Annotated in this window: 15 protein-coding genes; 6 read left to right on the top strand and 9 right to left on the bottom strand. The window is 57.0% G+C overall.

The genetic code is table 11. The annotated features are described in order from the left end of the window. Window positions 1-397 precede the first annotated feature (397 nt). The 3 genes from CKQ53_RS15725 to yeiP all read right to left on the bottom strand — a co-directional run bounded on the left by CKQ53_RS15725 (window position 398) and on the right by yeiP (window position 2,779). Window positions 398-1,114, bottom strand: a complete 717-nt coding sequence (locus CKQ53_RS15725) for a phosphatase PAP2 family protein (RefSeq protein WP_085652917.1) — start codon at window positions 1,112-1,114, stop codon at window positions 398-400. 35 nt (window positions 1,115-1,149) lie between these two features. After that, on the bottom strand, window positions 1,150-2,139 hold the full coding sequence (locus tag CKQ53_RS15720; RefSeq protein ID WP_094118183.1) for a CobW family GTP-binding protein: 990 nt from the start codon (window positions 2,137-2,139) through the stop codon (window positions 1,150-1,152). Window positions 2,140-2,206: 67 nt separating this feature from the next. Further along, complete coding sequence (yeiP, locus tag CKQ53_RS15715; RefSeq protein ID WP_026740510.1) at window positions 2,207-2,779, bottom strand: elongation factor P-like protein YeiP; 573 nt, start codon at window positions 2,777-2,779, stop codon at window positions 2,207-2,209. Window positions 2,780-2,966: 187 nt separating this feature from the next. On the opposite strand from yeiP, the gene CKQ53_RS15710 reads away from it, so the two are divergent. Further along, a complete protein-coding gene (locus tag CKQ53_RS15710) occupies window positions 2,967-3,221 on the top strand; it encodes a YkgJ family cysteine cluster protein (RefSeq protein WP_085652919.1) in 255 nt (84 codons plus the stop codon). Between the two features lie 14 nt (window positions 3,222-3,235). Here CKQ53_RS15710 and CKQ53_RS15705 read toward each other — a convergent pair whose 3' ends face one another. Further along, the gene (locus CKQ53_RS15705) at window positions 3,236-4,417 is read right to left on the bottom strand and encodes a sugar efflux transporter (RefSeq protein WP_085652920.1); all 1,182 of its coding nucleotides are present in this window, start codon (window positions 4,415-4,417) and stop codon (window positions 3,236-3,238) included. Between the two features lie 325 nt (window positions 4,418-4,742). On the opposite strand from CKQ53_RS15705, the gene fruB reads away from it, so the two are divergent. The 3 genes from fruB to fruA are packed head-to-tail and all read left to right on the top strand — an operon-like array spanning window position 4,743 to window position 8,537. Beyond that, window positions 4,743-5,873 (top strand): fused PTS fructose transporter subunit IIA/HPr protein, encoded by a 1,131-nt coding sequence (gene fruB, locus CKQ53_RS15700; protein WP_085652921.1) that lies wholly within the window; start codon window positions 4,743-4,745, stop codon window positions 5,871-5,873. Continuing rightward, window positions 5,870-6,808, top strand: a complete 939-nt coding sequence (fruK, locus tag CKQ53_RS15695) for a 1-phosphofructokinase (RefSeq protein ID WP_085652922.1) — start codon at window positions 5,870-5,872, stop codon at window positions 6,806-6,808. The genes fruB and fruK overlap by 4 nt, the downstream gene beginning before the upstream one ends. Window positions 6,809-6,824: 16 nt before the next feature. Continuing rightward, on the top strand, window positions 6,825-8,537 hold the full coding sequence (gene fruA, locus CKQ53_RS15690; RefSeq protein WP_094118182.1) for a PTS fructose transporter subunit IIBC: 1,713 nt from the start codon (window positions 6,825-6,827) through the stop codon (window positions 8,535-8,537). A gap of 147 nt (window positions 8,538-8,684) precedes the next feature. Here the strand turns inward: fruA and nfo are convergent, their stop codons facing one another. Next, window positions 8,685-9,536: a deoxyribonuclease IV gene (gene nfo, locus CKQ53_RS15685; RefSeq protein WP_094118181.1), complete on the bottom strand. Its 852-nt coding sequence runs from the start codon at window positions 9,534-9,536 to the stop codon at window positions 8,685-8,687. Window positions 9,537-9,649: 113 nt separating this feature from the next. After that, a complete protein-coding gene (locus CKQ53_RS15680; protein WP_094118180.1) occupies window positions 9,650-10,729 on the bottom strand; it encodes a YeiH family protein in 1,080 nt (359 codons plus the stop codon). Between the two features lie 111 nt (window positions 10,730-10,840). Here CKQ53_RS15680 and yieE point away from each other — a divergent pair, with 111 nt between their 5' ends. Next, complete coding sequence (gene yieE, locus CKQ53_RS15675) at window positions 10,841-11,725, top strand: DNA-binding transcriptional regulator YeiE (protein ID WP_085652273.1); 885 nt, start codon at window positions 10,841-10,843, stop codon at window positions 11,723-11,725. 182 nt (window positions 11,726-11,907) lie between these two features. Next, window positions 11,908-13,380, top strand: coding sequence for an amino acid permease (locus tag CKQ53_RS15670; RefSeq protein ID WP_094118179.1), 1,473 nt, complete (start codon window positions 11,908-11,910; stop codon window positions 13,378-13,380). A 226-nt stretch (window positions 13,381-13,606) separates the two neighbouring features. Here the strand turns inward: CKQ53_RS15670 and CKQ53_RS15665 are convergent, their stop codons facing one another. From CKQ53_RS15665 to CKQ53_RS15655, 3 genes are all read right to left on the bottom strand, one after another. Beyond that, on the bottom strand, window positions 13,607-14,797 hold the full coding sequence (locus CKQ53_RS15665; protein ID WP_094118178.1) for a sugar transporter: 1,191 nt from the start codon (window positions 14,795-14,797) through the stop codon (window positions 13,607-13,609). 202 nt (window positions 14,798-14,999) lie between these two features. Beyond that, complete coding sequence (locus tag CKQ53_RS15660; RefSeq protein ID WP_085652276.1) at window positions 15,000-15,995, bottom strand: ABC transporter permease; 996 nt, start codon at window positions 15,993-15,995, stop codon at window positions 15,000-15,002. Beyond that, complete coding sequence (locus tag CKQ53_RS15655) at window positions 15,992-17,503, bottom strand: sugar ABC transporter ATP-binding protein (protein ID WP_094118177.1); 1,512 nt, start codon at window positions 17,501-17,503, stop codon at window positions 15,992-15,994. Before CKQ53_RS15655 ends, CKQ53_RS15660 begins: the two co-directional genes overlap by 4 nt. Between the last annotated feature and the right edge of the window lie 213 nt (window positions 17,504-17,716).

The raw sequence follows: 17,716 nt of genomic DNA, 5'->3' as shown, positions 1-17,716 counted from the left end.
CTTCGTGTCCTTAGCGAACGAAATGATCGCTATATGCTGTATATGCCAAACGAAATGAAGACTTAGGAATCGTTACTTAGGGACAACAACCGGATCGCCAAACCGTGCCGAGCAGCACTTTTTCTATAGCGGTACGTTCTGTCTATAGCGTTTCGCGCGTGGCGGACAATCGTTCATAAATAACAGATTTTGTCGAGACTACCGGAATGAAAAAAATATTGCGAGTACTTTCCCTCCTTTTATTTATATGAATTCGTGATGAAATTTTACAGAGAACGGATATAAATCACTGCGGAACGGAATAATGATAGCAGAACACTGTTTTTACAGACTAAAAACTGAGGGAAAGAAGGGAGAACCGCAGCCAAAAGAGAGAATATCTGGCTGCGGTGAAACATTAGTGCGAGGCGTCGGTCGGACGATATTTACCGGGAATTCGGCGGTTCAGAGCATTGAGCAGGGCATCGCTGGCTGGCGTCATCAGCCACCAGCTTAATCCCACCAGAACGACGGACAGCGAGCCGACGGCAATATCCGTAAACCAGTGCGCGCCAATCATGACTCGCGGCAGCGAAAAGACGACGGTAATTAGTACGCCGATCAAAAAGGCTTTTACGCCGAAATAGCGCAGCATAAAGGCGGTGAAGATCATCAGCATCATGCCGTGGTCGCCCGGGAAACTGTCGCGAGAGGCGTCTTTGGTCGGGATGCCGGTCAGTTCGCCGACGCGGTTGATGTTTTCAAAGAACAGCGAAGGGCTGGCATGTTGCACCGGCAGCAAATGGCCGAGCTGGTTCAGCCCCACGGCGGTAATCAGCATGACGATCCCCAGGATCAGCAGGCGACGGCGCTCGACAGGCGCGGCTTTGAAATAAAAGCTCAGATAGAGCGCGCCCATCGCCAGCAGCGAGCAGCCGTCAAATGCGCGGTTGTTGGTCATCGCTACCAGCATGAGGAATGCATGGTTGGTTGACAGGTGCTGATTAAAATAAAAGAAAATAGATTCATCAATGGCAAACCAGAAGCCGTGATTGGCCGGTAAATACCAGGAAAGAAACAACGCAATGCCGATCGCGTTGAATAAGAGGATCATAGGAATATTTCGTTTAGACATAGGAACTGCTCATTAACTTAAGAATTAAAAATAAATTACTGCATGGTGGTTAAACGGGCTTGTAACAGTGTGCGCTGTAGCGAATTCCACTCTGCTTCGGTCTCGTTGATAATCTCTATACGACTATCCGGCGGCGGTGCGGAACGCGTTTCGATATGAAGATCATTCCCCTGACGGTTGACCACCAGCGTCCCTTCCGGAATACGCAGTACCCCTTTAATACGGCTCACGGGCGACAAACGTACCCAGTCCAGCAGCCTCGGCGTGTCAAACACCGACCCCGCATCGAATATCCAGCCACAGGAATGATATCCCTGTCCGTGATTGAGCGCACGTCTCCAGGTGGTCTGTCCGTCCAGACTGAGTGCCGCCAGTCCGTGACGCGGCGGTTCATCATGATGATGGTGACGGGCAGACGGCAAGTCGGCGCCACGTTCTCCCGGCAGCGACAACAGCGCGGCATCGATGTGGCCCTGACTTACAGAGATGAGCCTGCGCGCTTGTCCAGCGTCGTCATACCAGCGACTTAACGCGGCGCGATCGTCATCATCGTAGGTATCCTGTTTGTTGGCGATGATCACATCCGCCGCCGCCAGCTGGTCGCGAAAGTTTTCGTTTTCCGTATAGCGCGGCTCCGCCAGCTGACGCGCATCCAATACGCACAGCGTTGCCTGCACGGTCAGCCAGGGTTCATAGGTCGCGGAACGCAGCAACGACAGAATTTGTTTAGGGTGCCCGAGTCCAGTAGGTTCGATCAGCAGACGATGCGGTTTTTTCTGCTGAAGCAGCATGTTCAGCCCGACCTGCATCGGTAAACCGTTGACGCAACACAGACAGCCGCCGGGGATCTCTTTCAGCACGGCCCCGCGGTCGGCCAGAAACGCGCCGTCGATACCGATCTCGCCGAATTCGTTGACCAGCACGGCCCAGACTTCATCTGCCGGTTTCTGAGACAACAGGTGAAGCAGAGTGGTGGTTTTGCCGCTGCCGAGGAAACCGGTAATCACATTGACTTGGGTTAACACAGGCATCTCCCGCAGAAATCAGTGAAACAAGACGCCCGGCATACCCCGGACGTCGAGACGACGCGTGTTATTCGGCGCGGCCCATATAACGGCGCTCCGGGATATGGATACGAATTTTTTCACCGGCGCTGAGGTATTCCGGCACCTGAATCACCAGACCGGTGTTCAGCGTGGCGGGTTTGTTGCGTGCGCTGGCAGAAGCGCCTTTGATGCCGGGCGCGGTGTCGACAATTTCCAGATCGACCGTCTGAGGCAGTTCCAGCGCCAGAATCTGCCCATCCATCGTCAGAACCTGAATACCCGGCATGCCGCCTTCAGGAATAAACAGCAGCTCATCTTCGATCTGCTCTTTTTTGAAGTTGTACGGCGTGTAGTCCTCATCATCCATAAAGACATATTCGTCGCCATCGATATAAGAGAAGGTCACCTGACGGCGAGAAAGGGTGATGGTGTCGAGGATATCATCGCCTTTAAAGCGCTCTTCGACTTTAAGTCCGGTACGCACATCGGAAAAACGCATTTTGTACAGCGTGCTGGCGCCACGGGCGCTCGGACTCTGAATATCGATATCTTTGACCAGCAGCAGCTTGCCGTTGTAGTTGACGGCCATACCGCGTTTGATTTCGTTAGCTCTTGCCATGGAAGACGTACCTTGTGAAGGGTGAGATAAATTTTTGTGGCGACAAGTTACTCGCGCGGCCGGATTCAGGCAAGCAGGATTTACGTCAGGCGGCGTCAACGCGCGGAAAAGCGGTAGTCTTTGCCGATGAGGGCTGATATGGTCCGCCTTTGTCATCCCGCACCTCATCGCCCACAGGAACTTCGTGATGGACTGTCGTCCCGACTGCGGCGCTTGCTGCATTGCACCTTCTATATCGAGTCCGATTCCCGGCATGCCTGAGGGAAAACCCGCCAATACGCCGTGTATCCACTTGGACGAGCGAATGCGCTGCGGCATTTTCCATTCGCCGTTACGGCCTGCCGTGTGTGCAAGCCTACAGCCTCAGCGAGATATGTGCGGTCAACACCGTGATGAGGCACTTATCTACCTGATTCAGCTGGAGAATGAGACCGCGCCCTGAAAGGGTGTCATAAATCAGGCATCTTTAATGCGCCACATGCAGTAGCCTGCCGCCAGACTCAGGCCGAGCGCAAAGATGAATCCCGCATGATAGCTCCAGACCTCCGCTACGAGTCCGCCCAGCGAGCCGGAAATAATCCAACCAACGCGAGATGTATTCGAAAAGAGCGTCGTGGCCGCGCCCGCCTGACCCGGCATCAGATCCTGAAAATACAGCATACCTATGCCAGCCAGAATACCGATAAATACGGCGTTCAGCAGTTGCAAGGCTAGCAACGCCCACGCGGAGTCCAGCAGACACAATCCGAGATAGAACAGCAGTCCGGCGGCGATAGCCAGCCGCATCAAGTAGCGCTTGCCAAGACGTCGGGCGAGATAACCCGAAATCAGCATCGCTGGAATCTCCAGTCCGGCCGCCGTGCCCATCATCACGCCCGCCAGCTTTTCTTCCAGCTTCAGCTCTTGCACTAGATAAAGCGGCATATTGATGAGGTAGATGCCGTTACAGGTCCACATCAGCGTACAGGCGGCGCAGAGCAGCAGCGTGTCGCGACGATTACGGCGCGGCGAAGCCACTGTTTCGGCGGTTTTCACCCGGGGATGCTTTGGCATCGACGGCAACAGCAGCCCAACCAGCAGACCGCACAGCAAGAACACGCCGGTGGCGGCCATGTACATCGCCGGGAAACCCAATCCCAGCGCTAACGCAAAGGCGATGGGCGGCCCAACGACCCAGGACAATGAAATCTGCGCGCGCATCACGGAGCTGAACATCGCGGCCTCGCGCCCGGAACGGTCGGCGTATTCACGCGCCAGCGCGAACAGTTGGGGGTTAGCTGTGGACCCGAAGCTGGAGAGCAATACGCCCACCAACAGCAGTACCGCATAGTTCCTATTCCAGGCGAACAGCAGGCAAGCCAGCGCGCCAAACAGGCAGCAGGCCACGATCAGCCGTTTGCGGTCGCCGCGATTGTCGGAGTAACTGGCCAGCAGTTGGCTGACGACAATGCCGATAACCGCATTGCCGGTATAGAACAGTCCCACCAGCACCGGACGTGCATGGACTTCCGTGGAGAGGAACAGACTCAACGTCGGGAGCTGTAAGGCTCCGGCGATACCGGAGAGAAACGCGATAAGCAAAAAAGCTGACGCGGTGATGTCGGGTAGTCTTCGCGGCGTACTGGCGGATGTATGCATGATGGTCTGGCAGAGTGAAAAATAAACAGAGCGGCGTATTCTACGCCTGCGGGATGTGAAAGGGGAAACCGTTTCATTCCTTTTTCTTCAGCACGCTTTCAGCTGGCATCGCGCTGAATCTGAACTATAACCTTGTTGATGCGAAAATGTGCGTGACCTCTAAGAATCACACTGAGTTTTATGGACAATGCTTGCATAGATATTGGGAAAGACGCAGTATTTTTGAAACGTTTCAGTTGCGTGTTTTATGAAACGATTTTGATCACTCGGCCATTTTTTTCCCATAAAAGCTGAAACGATTCAAGTTTGGCAGGAGAGAAGAGCTATGTTCCAGTTGTCACAGCAAGATATTCATATAGGGGCGACCGCCGGCGACAAGCAGGAGGCCATCAGACAAGTGGCCGCCGCGTTGACTGAAGCCGGTTGCGTCAGCGAAGGGTATGTTGAAGGAATGCTACAGCGTGAACTGCAAACCTCTACTTATCTGGGAAACGGTATCGCCATACCACATGGAACGACGGATACACGCGATCTGGTCCGCAAAACGGGCATTCAGGTGTTTCAGTTTCCTAAAGGGATCGCCTGGGGAGACAACCAAACCGCCTATGTGGTTTTGGGGATCGCGGCACGTTCTGACGAACATCTGGCGCTGCTGCGTCAGCTGACGCATGTGTTAAGCGATGACAGCGTAGCCGAACGTTTGGCGACAACCACGTCGACGGAAGAGTTGCGCAGTTTGCTGATGGGCGAACAACAGGCCGCGGAGTTTCGCTTCGACGCCTCGCTGATTTCCCTGAACGTGGCGACGGATAACCTGATCACGCTGCAGGCGCTGAACGCGGGCAAACTGCAGCAGATTGGCGCCGTCGACGCTCGCTTCGTCAGCGATGTGGTGGCCAGCAAGCCGCTGCATTTGGGCCACGGTATTTGGATCAGCGACAGTCAGGAAGGCAACCTGATTAGCGCGCTGGCGGTCAGCCGTCCGCTGGAGCCTTTTGTTTCCGATGACGAAAAAGTGGCGATGCTGCTAACGGTTTCTGCCGTCGACGATCAGGTTAATGCGCCGATTGATTACCTGAGCAAGCTGCTGAGTGCGGGGAAATCCGACAGCCTTCTCAGCGCCGATGCGCCAACGCTGCTGACTCTGTTGTCCAGCGAAGCCGCGGAAGAAAGCAACGCGCTGGTGGCGGAGTTCGTTATTCGTAACGAACACGGTCTGCATGCACGTCCCGGCGCCATGCTAGTCAACGTCGTCAAACAGTTTACGAGTGAAATCACCGTCGCCAACCTCGACGGAACGGGCAAACCGGCTAACGGCCGCAGCCTGATGAAAGTGGTGGCGCTGGGCGTGAAGTCCGGCCATCGTCTACGTTTTACGGCCAATGGCAGCGACGCTGAAGCCGCGCTGAAAGCCATTGGTGAAGCTATTGCATCCGGATTAGGGGAGGGAGCATGAGCAGGAGAGTCGCGACCATTACGCTGAATCCGGCTTACGATTTAGTGGGATACTGCCCGCAGGTCGAACGTGGGGAAGTCAACTTGGTCCAAACCGCAGGGCTGCACGCGGCGGGTAAAGGGATTAACGTCGCCAAGGTTCTGAAAGACTTGGGCATTGATGTGACGGTAGGCGGATTCCTGGGGAAAGATAACCAGGATGGATTTCAGCAGCTGTTCAGCGAGCTGGGGATCGCCAACCGTTTTCAGGTCGTCAACGGCCGCACGCGTATCAACGTCAAGCTGACGGAGCAGGACGGTGATGTGACCGACCTGAACTTCTCGGGCTTTGAAGTGACGCCGCAGGATTGGCAACGCTTCGTGAATGATTCGCTGAGCTGGCTGGGCCAGTTCGACATGGTGGCGGTCAGCGGTAGCCTGCCGGCTGGCGTCGACCCCGACGCTTTCACCGACTGGATGACTCGCCTGCGCAGCCAATGTCCGTGCATTATTTTCGACAGCAGCCGCGAAGCGCTGGTTGCCGGTCTGAAAGCATCTCCGTGGTTGGTCAAACCTAACCGTCGCGAGCTTGAAATCTGGGCGGGCCGCAAGTTGCCGACGCTGGAGGACGTCGTTGATGCCGCGCACGCGCTGCGTGAACAGGGGATTGCTCACGTCGTCATTTCTCTGGGCGCGGAAGGCGCGCTGTGGGTCAACGCTTCCGGCGCCTGGCTGGCCAAGCCGCCGGCCTGCGATGTGATCAGCACCGTCGGCGCGGGCGACTCCATGGTCGGCGGCCTGATTTATGGCCTTCTGATGCGCGAATCCAGCGAGCATACGCTGCGTCTGGCGACGGCGGTGGCGGCACTGGCGGTCAGCCAGAGCAACGTTGGCGTAACGGACCGGCCGCAGCTTGCTGCGATGATGGCCCGCGTTGATTTGAAACCTTTCAATTAACAGCAGGAGAAGCACAATGAAAACGCTGCTGATATTCGATAAATCGTTAGGAAGAGTCAAAAGCAGATTAGTGCAAAACCAGCTTGGCGCCGCAGCGCCGAAAGCGGGACTCACGCTGACGGAGCAGCCTGCCGAGGCTGAGCTGGTCATCGTGTTTGGTGGTCAACAGGCAGACAGTACGCTGAACGGAAAAAACGCGTTTTTCGCTGATGTCGGCGAAGCGCTGAGTCAGCCGGATGCGTTGCTGGAAAAAGCCAAGTCGGAAGCCACGCCTTATCAGGCGAGCGCAGCGGCAGCGGCGAAAGCATCATCTTCCGCGGCGTCGACTGGCTTAACTCGCGTTGTCGCCGTCACTGCATGCCCGACCGGCGTCGCTCACACCTTCATGGCGGCGGAAGCCATCGAAACGGAAGCGAAGAAGCGCGGCTGGTGGGTCAAAGTGGAAACGCGCGGCTCTGTCGGCGCGGGCAACCCTATCACGCCCGAAGAGGTTGAACAGGCGGATGTGGTGATCGTCGCCGCCGATATCGAAGTCGACCTCAGCAAATTCGCTGGGAAGAAAATGTACCGCACCTCAACCGGTCTGGCGCTGAAAAAAACCGCGCAGGAGCTGGATAAAGCGCTGGCGGAGGCTACCGTTTACCAGCCGTCTGGGCAGTCCAGCGCGCCAGCTTCCGGCGGTAAAAAAGGCGGAACCGGGCCATACAGCCATCTGCTGACCGGGGTGTCTTACATGCTGCCGATGGTGGTGGCCGGAGGGCTGTGTATCGCGCTTTCGTTCGTGTTCGGCATCGAGGCGTTCAAGCAGGAAGGGACGCTGGCCGCGGCGCTGATGAAGATCGGGGGAGGTTCCGCCTTCGCGCTGATGGTGCCGGTGTTGGCCGGTTATATCGCCTTTTCCATCGCGGACCGCCCGGGCCTGACGCCGGGTCTGGTCGGCGGGATGCTGGCGGTGAGTACCGGCGCAGGATTTATCGGCGGGATCATCGCAGGTTTCCTGGCAGGTTATCTGGCTCGCGCCATCAATAATCACGTCAAGCTGCCGCAAAGCCTCACCGCGCTGAAGCCCATACTGATTATTCCGCTGATCGCGACGCTGATTACCGGTCTGATCATGATTTATGTGGTGGGTACGCCGGTGGCCAAAATCCTGACCGGGCTGACCTCTTGGCTGCAGTCAATGGGAACGGCCAACGCGGTGATTCTCGGCGCGGTATTAGGCGGCATGATGTGTACGGATATGGGCGGGCCGGTGAACAAGGTGGCCTACGTCTTCGGGACGACGTTGCTCAGCAGCCAGGTTTACGCACCGATGGCGGCCGTCATGGCCGGCGGGATGGTGCCGCCGCTGGCGATGGGGCTGGCGACGCTGTTGGCCGGTAAGAAATTCACTCCGCCGGAACGCGAAGGCGGCAAGGCTGCGCTGGTGCTGGGGATGTGCTTCATTTCAGAAGGCGCAATTCCTTACGCGGCGCGTGACCCGATGCGCGTCCTGCCGTGCTGCATTATCGGTGGCGCATTGACCGGCGCGTTGTCCATGGCGGTCGGCGCTAAACTGATGGCGCCGCACGGCGGTCTGTTCGTGTTGTTGATTCCGGGTGCGATCACTCCGGTTATCGGTTACCTGCTGGCGATCATCGCGGGTACGGTAGTCAGCGGCGTGCTGTATGCCCTGCTGAAACGGCCGGAACCGACAGCGGCGGCTCCGGTGCCGAGCGAACATCTCTAAGCGATGCCTAAGTGCTAACAAGAGTATTAATGATGAACGCCAGTCTTCGGACTGGCGTTTTTTATTGGGAGAAGGTGAATGACATTCCCCGTCAGCGTGACGGATTCAGGCGCTGGGAGAATCATCCGGCGACGGTGAGGGGGTTTTTTAGCCTTCAACGCGTTGCTGAGATTTCAGCCACGCGATTTCGTCCGGCCAGATATCGGGATTCACCGTTTCCAGTATCAGAGGAATCCCGTCGAAGCGGGGATCGCGCATGATGTAGCTGAACACCGTTTTGCCGATGTTGCCTTCACCCAAGCTATGATGGCGGTCGACACGACTATTAAATTCGCTTTTCGCATCGTTGAGGTGCATGCCGCGCAGATAACGGAAGCCGACAATCTTTTCCAGTTCTTCAAAGGTGCGTTGGCAATCGTCTTCGGTCCGCAGGTCATAACCCCCGGCAAAGGCGTGGCAGGTATCAATGCAAAATCCGACTCGGCTCTTGTCTTCCACCTGATCGATGATTTCGGCCAAATGCTCGAAGCGGAAACCGAGGTTGCTGCCTTGTCCCGCTGTATTCTCAATCACCGCCGTGACGCCTTCGGTGGCATCCAGCGCCAGATTGATGGACTCGGCGATGCGCGAGAGACAGCGGCTTTCATCAATCTGCTGCAAATGGCTGCCGGGGTGAAAGTTCAGCAGCGTCAGCCCCAGTTCCTGACAGCGGCTCAGTTCGTCAATGAAAGCGGCACGGGACTTTTCCAGCGCCTCTTCCACCGGATGGCCCAGGTTTATCAGATAGCTGTCGTGCGGCAGGATCTGCGCGGGCGAATAGTGATACTGCTCACAGGCGGATTTGAAGCGGTCGATCACGTCCGGGGTTAGCGGCGCGGCACGCCATTGGCGCTGGTTTTTGGTAAACAGCGCAAATGCCGTCGCTTCGATCTCGTGTGCGCGGATGACGGCCTGATCAACGCCGCCTGCTGCGCTGACGTGAGCACCTACGTATTTCATTCTTTTCTCCTTTATGTCGGAACGCCCCGACGGGATGGAAACCGCGGGGCGTCGCCTGGCGAGCGCATTATGACATTATCGGCACCGGGGACGGCAAGTCCGGCGTGTCCGAATCAGGAAAACAGATGCATCACGCCCAGATTGATGGCGCCGCCGCCGATCATCAGCCAGATAAACAGCAGCAGGGCCAACAATACCGGTTTGAAGCCCGCCTGTCTGAGCATCTGAACGCGAGTGGCGATCCCTAGCGCGGCCATCGCCATTGTCAGCAGCACCCCGTCCAGCTTGACCAGCATGTCAACCCAGTCAGTAGGTAGCAAAGCGAGCGAATTAAACCCCGCCACCACGATAAACACGAGGGCGAACCAGGGAAACATCATCGGCGCGGTTTCTCCCACTCCGGCATCGGTGGCACGCTGCCGCTTTAGCCACAGGCCGAGCAGGAACAGGAAGGGCGCCAGCATCATCACGCGCAGCATTTTGGCGATGACCGCCATACTTTCTGCTTCGTTATTAATAGCATGACCCGCCGCGACCACCTGCGCAACCTCATGCAGCGTCGACCCGAGGTAGACGCCGAACGTCTGCGCGGTAAACAGGGCGGCGTGGCTGTATTGGAGGTGTGCGTAGATCCAGGGGTAAAGAAACATGGCCGTCGTGCCGAATATCACCACGGTGGATACCGCGACGGCGACTTTATCGGCAGAGGCTTTTAACACCGGCGCGGTCGCCAGCACCGCCGCCGCGCCGCAGATGCTGCTGCCTGCGCCGATGAGCCATACCGTTTGTTCATCCAGCTTGAACCAGCGGCGGCCCAGCCAGCAGGCCAGGAGCACCGTAGAGGTTAATGTGAGGACGTCGATTATCAGTCCGCGAGGGCCGATGGCGGTAATCTGCACGAAGCTGAGCTTGAATCCATAGAGCACGATCCCAAGACGTAACAGATGATGCTTTGCCCACTGCACGCCGGGGTCGCTCGCATCCTGCACCCACGGATAGATCGTGTTGCCCAGCACCATGCCGAGCAGAATAGCCAACGTCAGTGAGCCCAGCCCCCAACGCATTACCGTGGGGACATTAGCCAGCCACAGAACGGCCAGCGTGAGTAAGCCTATAGCGAGTATGCCCGGCAGCAGCGGCCTGAAGGTGAACGTGGCGGGAATAGCCCGAAGCCGGGCCAGGAATATCGACATAGCATGCACCTTGTGACGGTCTCTCTTGGGGCACAGCCTATGCGCGACGTGCTTAAAATAGAAATTGATTATATATTTATAACCTATGAGTATTAACGATAAGAGCTCACTATGCATATCACCCTACGTCAGCTGGAAGTGTTTACCGAAGTACTGAAAACGGGGTCGACGACGCAGGCTTCCGTCGCGCTGGCGCTCTCTCAATCCGCCGTTAGCGCGGCGTTGTCCGACCTGGAAGGCCATCTGGGCGTACAGCTTTTTGACCGCGTCGGCAAGCGGCTGGTGGTTAATGAGCACGGACGTTTACTGTTTCCCAAGGCATTAGCGTTGCTGGAACAGTCTTCGGAGATTGAACAGCTGTTTCGCCGCGACGTCGGCGCCTTACGCATCTATGCCAGCAGTACCATCGGCAATTATTTGATGCCCGCAATTATCGCGCGCTATCGCCACGACTCCCCCGATACACCGCTGGAGTTGCAGGTCGGTAACACGCAGGACGTGGTCAATGCGGTGTCGCAGTTCAGCGTCGACCTCGGATTGATCGAAGGACCTTGTCATCATCCGGACCTGATAACGCAGGCCTGGGTAGAGGATGAGCTGGTCGTGTTCTGTGCCGCAGACAGCGCGTTGGCCGGGCAGGGGCCGGTGTCTTTAGAGGCGCTGGCGAATGCGCCGTGGATCCTGCGCGAACAGGGCTCGGGGACGCGTGAAGTGCTGGATCATCTGCTGCTGGACAGGTTGCCGCATTTCCAGCTGATGATGGAGCTGGGGAACTCAGAGGCCATCAAGCACGCGGTGCGTTACGGCATGGGGATCAGCTGTCTGTCTCGACATGTGATTGCCGATCAGCTGGCGTCCGGCGCGCTGGTGGAGCTTCAGGTGCCGCTGCAAAACCTCAATCGCACGCTCTATCTGGTCCACCACCGTCAAAAGCATCTGTCCAATGTGCTGTGCCGCTTTCTGGAGTACTGTCGCCAGCCGGTCTGTGAAGCCTAAACCGTCATTATTCCCCTCTGGAATTACTGAGCGGCTAATGATTCCCCTCGTGCGGCATGGATGGCTGCTCCTAATAATCTGGGGCGGGTTATTAACCTCTCTTATGATTGGCGATTCCAGCTACCCAGCCGGGGGTATTTGTTACAATCCGGCCTCAAATTTATCGGCCAAGCGGAATCAAGATGGCTCAACACGATACTCAGACCCCATCGCAAGGGGGCAGAACGCTACGCCGTGAACTCAAAGCACGGCATTTGACGATGATCGCCATTGGCGGCTCGATCGGCACAGGACTCTTTGTGGCCTCCGGGGCCTCCGTCGCGCAGGCCGGACCGGGCGGTGCGTTGCTGTCTTATGTGCTCATTGGTTTGATGGTCTACTTCCTGATGACCAGCCTCGGTGAGCTGGCGGCCTTTATGCCGGTCTCCGGTTCTTTCTCAACCTATGGCGCAAACTATGTGGATGAAGGATTTGGCTTCGCGTTGGGGTGGAACTACTGGTACAACTGGGCGGTGACCATCGCCGTCGAACTCGTCGCAGCACAGCTGGTCATGGGGTATTGGTACCCTGACTTCCCTGGCTGGATTTGGAGCGCCCTGTTCCTGACCGTGATCTTCCTGCTGAATTACATCTCCGTAAAAGGTTTTGGCGAAGCGGAATACTGGTTCTCCATCATCAAAGTCATTACCGTACTGGTGTTTATCGCGGTGGGCATGCTGATGATCACCGGGATCCTGAAAGGCGGCGAAAACGCGGGCCTGCATAACTGGCAAATTGGCGATGCGCCGTTTGCTGGCGGATTCTCGGCGATGATCGGTGTTGCGATGATCGCGGGTTTTTCCTTCCAGGGAACAGAACTGATTGGGATTGCCGCCGGTGAGTCCAAAGATCCAGAGAAGAATATTCCTCGCGCCATCCGTCAGGTGTTCTGGCGTATCCTGCTGTTCTATGTGTTCGCGATCCTGATTATCAGCCTGATTATTCCTTACACCGATCCGAACCTGCTGCGCACCGATGTCAAAGACATCAGCGTCAGCCCATTCACGCTGGTCTTCCAGAACGCCGGTCTGCTGTCTGCGGCGGCGATAATGAACGCCGTAATACTGACGGCGGTGCTGTCGGCGGGGAACTCTGGCATGTACGCCTCAACCCGTATGCTGTTCACGTTGGCGAGAGAAGGGAAAGCACCGGCGATTTTCGGCCGACTGTCCCGCGGCGGTGTGCCGCGCAACGCGCTGTATGCGACGACCGTTGTGGCCGCGCTGTGCTTCCTGACCTCCATGTTCGGCAATCAGACGGTTTACCTGTGGCTGCTGAATACCTCGGGAATGACCGGTTTTATTGCGTGGCTTGGCATCGCCATCAGCCACTATCGGTTCCGCCGTGGGTACGTTAAGCAGGGCGGGGATTTGACGGCGCTGCCGTACCTGTCCAGTTTCTTCCCAATGGGACCGATCTTCGCGTTTGTGCTGTGTCTGATTATCACGTTGGGTCAGAACTACCAAGCATTTTTGGCGGATCAGATTGACTGGTACGGCGTGGCGGCGACCTACATTGGTATTCCGCTGTTCCTGACGATTTGGTTTACGTACAAGCTGGTGAAACGTACGCGCTTTGTGAAATACGCCGATATGGTGTTTCCACAGGGCAAATAATCCCGCTTAGATAAGCCAATGAAAAGGCCGGTCGCACGCTTCGTGTTGACCGGCCTTTTTTATGGACGTCGTATGGTGATGGAACAGGCGAAGATGGCAGGGCGCTGCACGATGAGAGTGTGGTACACGAGCTATGGAAGAAGGCAGTCAACGGAGAGGGCAGAGCATGCGGGGGAGCGAGAAACTCCGGCCCGCGAGGGAGCCGGAGGGGATGCAGGTCAGCGTATCAGACGGCGGGATGACTTTCCGGCCGCGTACGACGGTAGTAAGCGTACAGAATCCACGCCAACGGCAGCACCGCCAACGGCGCCGCCACATACCCAATCGTGCTCATGCCTAAATACAGGCTCACTTTGCTGCCGAGCAGGGCGCCAGCGCCGATACCCAGGTTATATAGGCCCGAGAAGATAGACATCGCGATGTCGCTGGCGTCCGGTGCCAGGCTCAGGACGTTGGTCTGCATGGCCAAACCGATACCCATGACCGCCATGCCCCACACCATGCACAGGATGATCATGCTTGACTCGTAGCCCGCGGCAGGCAGCAGCAGCACCAGCGACAGCACCAGCAATCCGATGGCGCTGAGCAGAAAACCGGTCGGGTGTTTGTCGCTGTAGCGGCTGTACAGCACGCTGCCGAGGATCCCCGCCGCTCCGAACAGGAGCAGGATCAGCGTCGTGAAGTTCTCGGACTGACCGGCCACGTTCTGTATAAACGGCTCGATATAGCTGTAAGCTGTGAAGTGCGCGGTGACCAGAATCACGATCAGCACATACACCGTCACCAGCTCCGGGCGTTTGAACAGCATAGGCACGCTCGCCAGCGATCCGGAATGTTCGCTCGGCAAGCGCGGCAGCAGGCGCGCCAGTAGGATCAGCGAAATCGTTGCGCCGACCGCAATCACCATGAAGGTCATGCGCCAGCCCAGCAGCTGACCGACGACACGCCCCATCGGCAGACCCAGCACCATCGCCAGTGCCGTACCCGTGGCGAGCATACTCAGCGCTGCCGCGCGTTTCCCCGGCGGCGCCATACGGATCGCCAGCGACGCGGTGATCGACCAGAATACCGAGTGGGCCAGCGCGACCCCGGCGCGGGAGATCACCAGCACGGTGAAGTTCCAGGCCATTGCCGACAGCACGTGGCTGGCGATAAACAGGCAAAACACGCCGATCAGCAGCTTACGCCGCTCGATGCCGCTGGTCAGCAGCATGCAAATCAAGGACGCCAGGGTCACAATCCAGGCGTAGATAGTAATCATCAGCCCGACTTCTTCTGTCTTCATGGCAAAACTCTGCGCAATGCCGCTGAGAAGTCCGACTGGAATGAATTCGGTGGTGTTAAAAATAAACGCTGCGACAGATAGCGTAATGACACGCATCCAGGCTGTGGAGCGTGATGGTGCGGCGGATTCCATAAATATTTCTCGAAATTAATAAGGGCGGACGCGCTTATTTTAGACAAAGAGGTAAAGGAATACGATGTAGATCACAATTTTGTATGAACTTTTTTAAGCGAAATGTGTGCTTTATAACGAGAATTTAACCGGTTTGTGCAATAACTGGCTCTGTGACCGGCGTATCAATCGGCACATGCCGTTGAGACGCCGGTGAACATGTTTAGCGTTTTTGGAAGTAGGTCATCGCCAGCGCGGCGGCGAGCACCAGGCCTTTAATGATGTCCATCGCGTAATAAGGAACGGACAGCATGACCAGACCATTCTGCAAAACACCCAGCAGTACGGCTCCCACCAGCGTGCCCAGCGCGTTAGGTTTACCGGAGCCGGCCAGCGAGAAGCCGATATAGGCAGCGGCCACGGCATCCATCAGGTAGCCGCCACCGGCATTAACCTGAGAAGAACCGATGCGCGATGCCAGCAAGATACCGCCCAGCGCGGCCAGCAGCGAGGAGAATACGTAGGCCATCACCCGGTAACGCGCAGTGCGAATGCCCGCCAGGCGCGCGGCTTCAGGGTTACCGCCGATGGCGTACATGCGGCGTCCGTGTTGGGTCAGGGAGAGATACAGCTGTACGACCACGGTGACCACCAGCATGATCACGACAATAGTCGGCACCTGTCCGAGGGTGGAGAAAAACTCTGGGATCAGACCTTCGGCCATTTCGCCGCTGGGTAAGACCATGTTTTGAGTGATGGAGCCCCCGTAGCTGTAGGTCATCGCCACGCCCTGGATCACAAACAGGCTCGCCAGTGTCGCCAACATGTCAGGAATACGCAAAATCACGATCAGGAAGGCGTTAAATAATCCCACCAGCATGCAGAGCGCCAGCGTCAGCAAAATGGCGCCCGTCGTGCCGAAGCCATACCAGACGAACAGCGAAACCACCAATGCGTTAGCCAGCGATGCCGTGGAGCCGACGGACAGGTCGAAGCCGCCGACGGACAGCGACAGCGACACGCCGATGGCGATCACCGTCACAATGGCGATGGACCGCAGGATGTTGATGATGTTGTACGGGTCGAGGAAATTATCGGAGGCCAGTCCAAACAGCACTACCAGCGCGACAACGGTCAGCAGCATGCCCCATTTGTACAGAAAATCGAACAGACGATGAATGACAGGGAGAGCCCCGTTAGATGAATGTGGCTGACTCACGCAGGAGTTCCTCCGGTTGAATACAATAAAAGAGTTTCTTCGTCCGTCGTCGCGGCGTCCAGTTCCGCTACGATACGGCCATCCCACAGCACGCAGATGCGATCGCACAGTCCCACCAGTTCGGAGAATTCACCTGAGGCGTAAATAATCCCTTTCCCTTGTTGAGACAGTTCTCCCATCAATCCAAATAAATCCTGTTTGGCCTTGATATCCACGCCCTTGGTCGGTTCGTCGAAAATCAGCACCTGCATATCGCTGCGCATCCATTTGCCGATGGCGACCTTTTGCTGATTTCCGCCGGATAACCGGCGAATGGTCTGTTGCGGCCCACGAGTGCGGATGTTCAGTTGCTGGATCAACTTTTTTGCCCAGGCGGCGGCCTGACGTCCACTAAACACGCCCCAGCGGGAGAAGCTGTCGCTGGCGGCGATACTCAGATTCATGGATACGGTGTCATCAATGAATATCCCCTCTTTACGGCGCTCTTCCGGCACCAGCGCGATCCCAGCGGCGACGCTGTCGGCAGGGGAGCGCGGTTTCCAGGGCTTAGCCCGATATTCTCCCGCGTGAAGGCGGCTGCGGCTTGCGCCAAACAGCGCCTTGCACAGCTCCGTCTTTCCGGCGCCCGCCAGACCGGCGATACCCAGAATTTCCCCTTTGCGCAGCGTCAGTGAGATATCCCGCAGCAGGGTGTCGTCGTGCAGGCCCTCAACGCGCAACAGCGTCTCTTCATGCGATACCCGTGAGCGGGGAGGGAAGATATCGGTTAACTGATGACCGAGCATATTTTCAACGATTTGTTCGCTGCTCAGTCCCTGCATCGATGTGCGGCTGACGAATTGGCCGTCGCGAAGCACGGTCAGCGTGTCGCAAATCGCTTTCAGTTCGTGAATGCGGTGCGAAATAAACACGATCCCAATGCCTTCCGCCTGCAGGCGGCGTACGACGGCAAAGAGGCGTTCGCTTTCTTCCTGATCCAGCGGGGCCGTCGGCTCGTCGAGGATGAGAAAACGGCAGTCATGGGACAGCGCGCGCGCCAGTAACACCTGCTGTTTTTCCGCCAGCGTGCAGTGTTCCATACGGCGACGCACGTTGAGGGTAATTCCCAGTTGGTCGAGCAGCGCCGTGGCCTGACGGCGGATGTACGGCCAGTTCAGACCGTGGCCATTTTGCGCCAGCGTATCCAGCATGATGTTTTCGGCGACCGACAGCGTGGGCACCAGCGCCGCGTCGACTTCCTGCTGCACCAGATGAATGCCGTAACGTTTGGCATCACGCGGGGAGTGGATAGAAATGGCTTCGCCGTCCAGCAGAATATCGCCGGTGTAGCGGTCGTGAGACCCTGACAAAATCGCCATCAGGGTGGATTTTCCGGCGCCGTTAGCGCCCGTCAGAGCGTGAATAGAACCGCCCTCCAGGGCAAACTGCACCTGTTTTAACGCCGGGAAGCCGGCGAAGGAGATGGAAATGTCGCGCATTTCCAAGCGTGAACGGTGGGCAATGGACATAACTACGGCAACTCGTCTCGGCGGTAAGGGATAGTGGCGTTAGCCGGCTGAAAATTAACACACTTTTTTGAGATAAAGAATGCTGAATACAGGGGATTCGCGCGGCGTTTGAAAATGAAAAAGCATAACTTAAGCAAAAAAGTGATTAAGAATAGGGCCTGATGATTTTAAGATGCGTTGACGGTCTGATGACAAAACCGCAATCGGGGCGAC

It is taken from the genome of Lonsdalea britannica, from assembly GCF_003515985.1.
GTDB classification, from domain to species: domain Bacteria; phylum Pseudomonadota; class Gammaproteobacteria; order Enterobacterales; family Enterobacteriaceae; genus Lonsdalea; species Lonsdalea britannica.
This window is presented reverse-complemented; position numbering and strand designations above follow the sequence as displayed.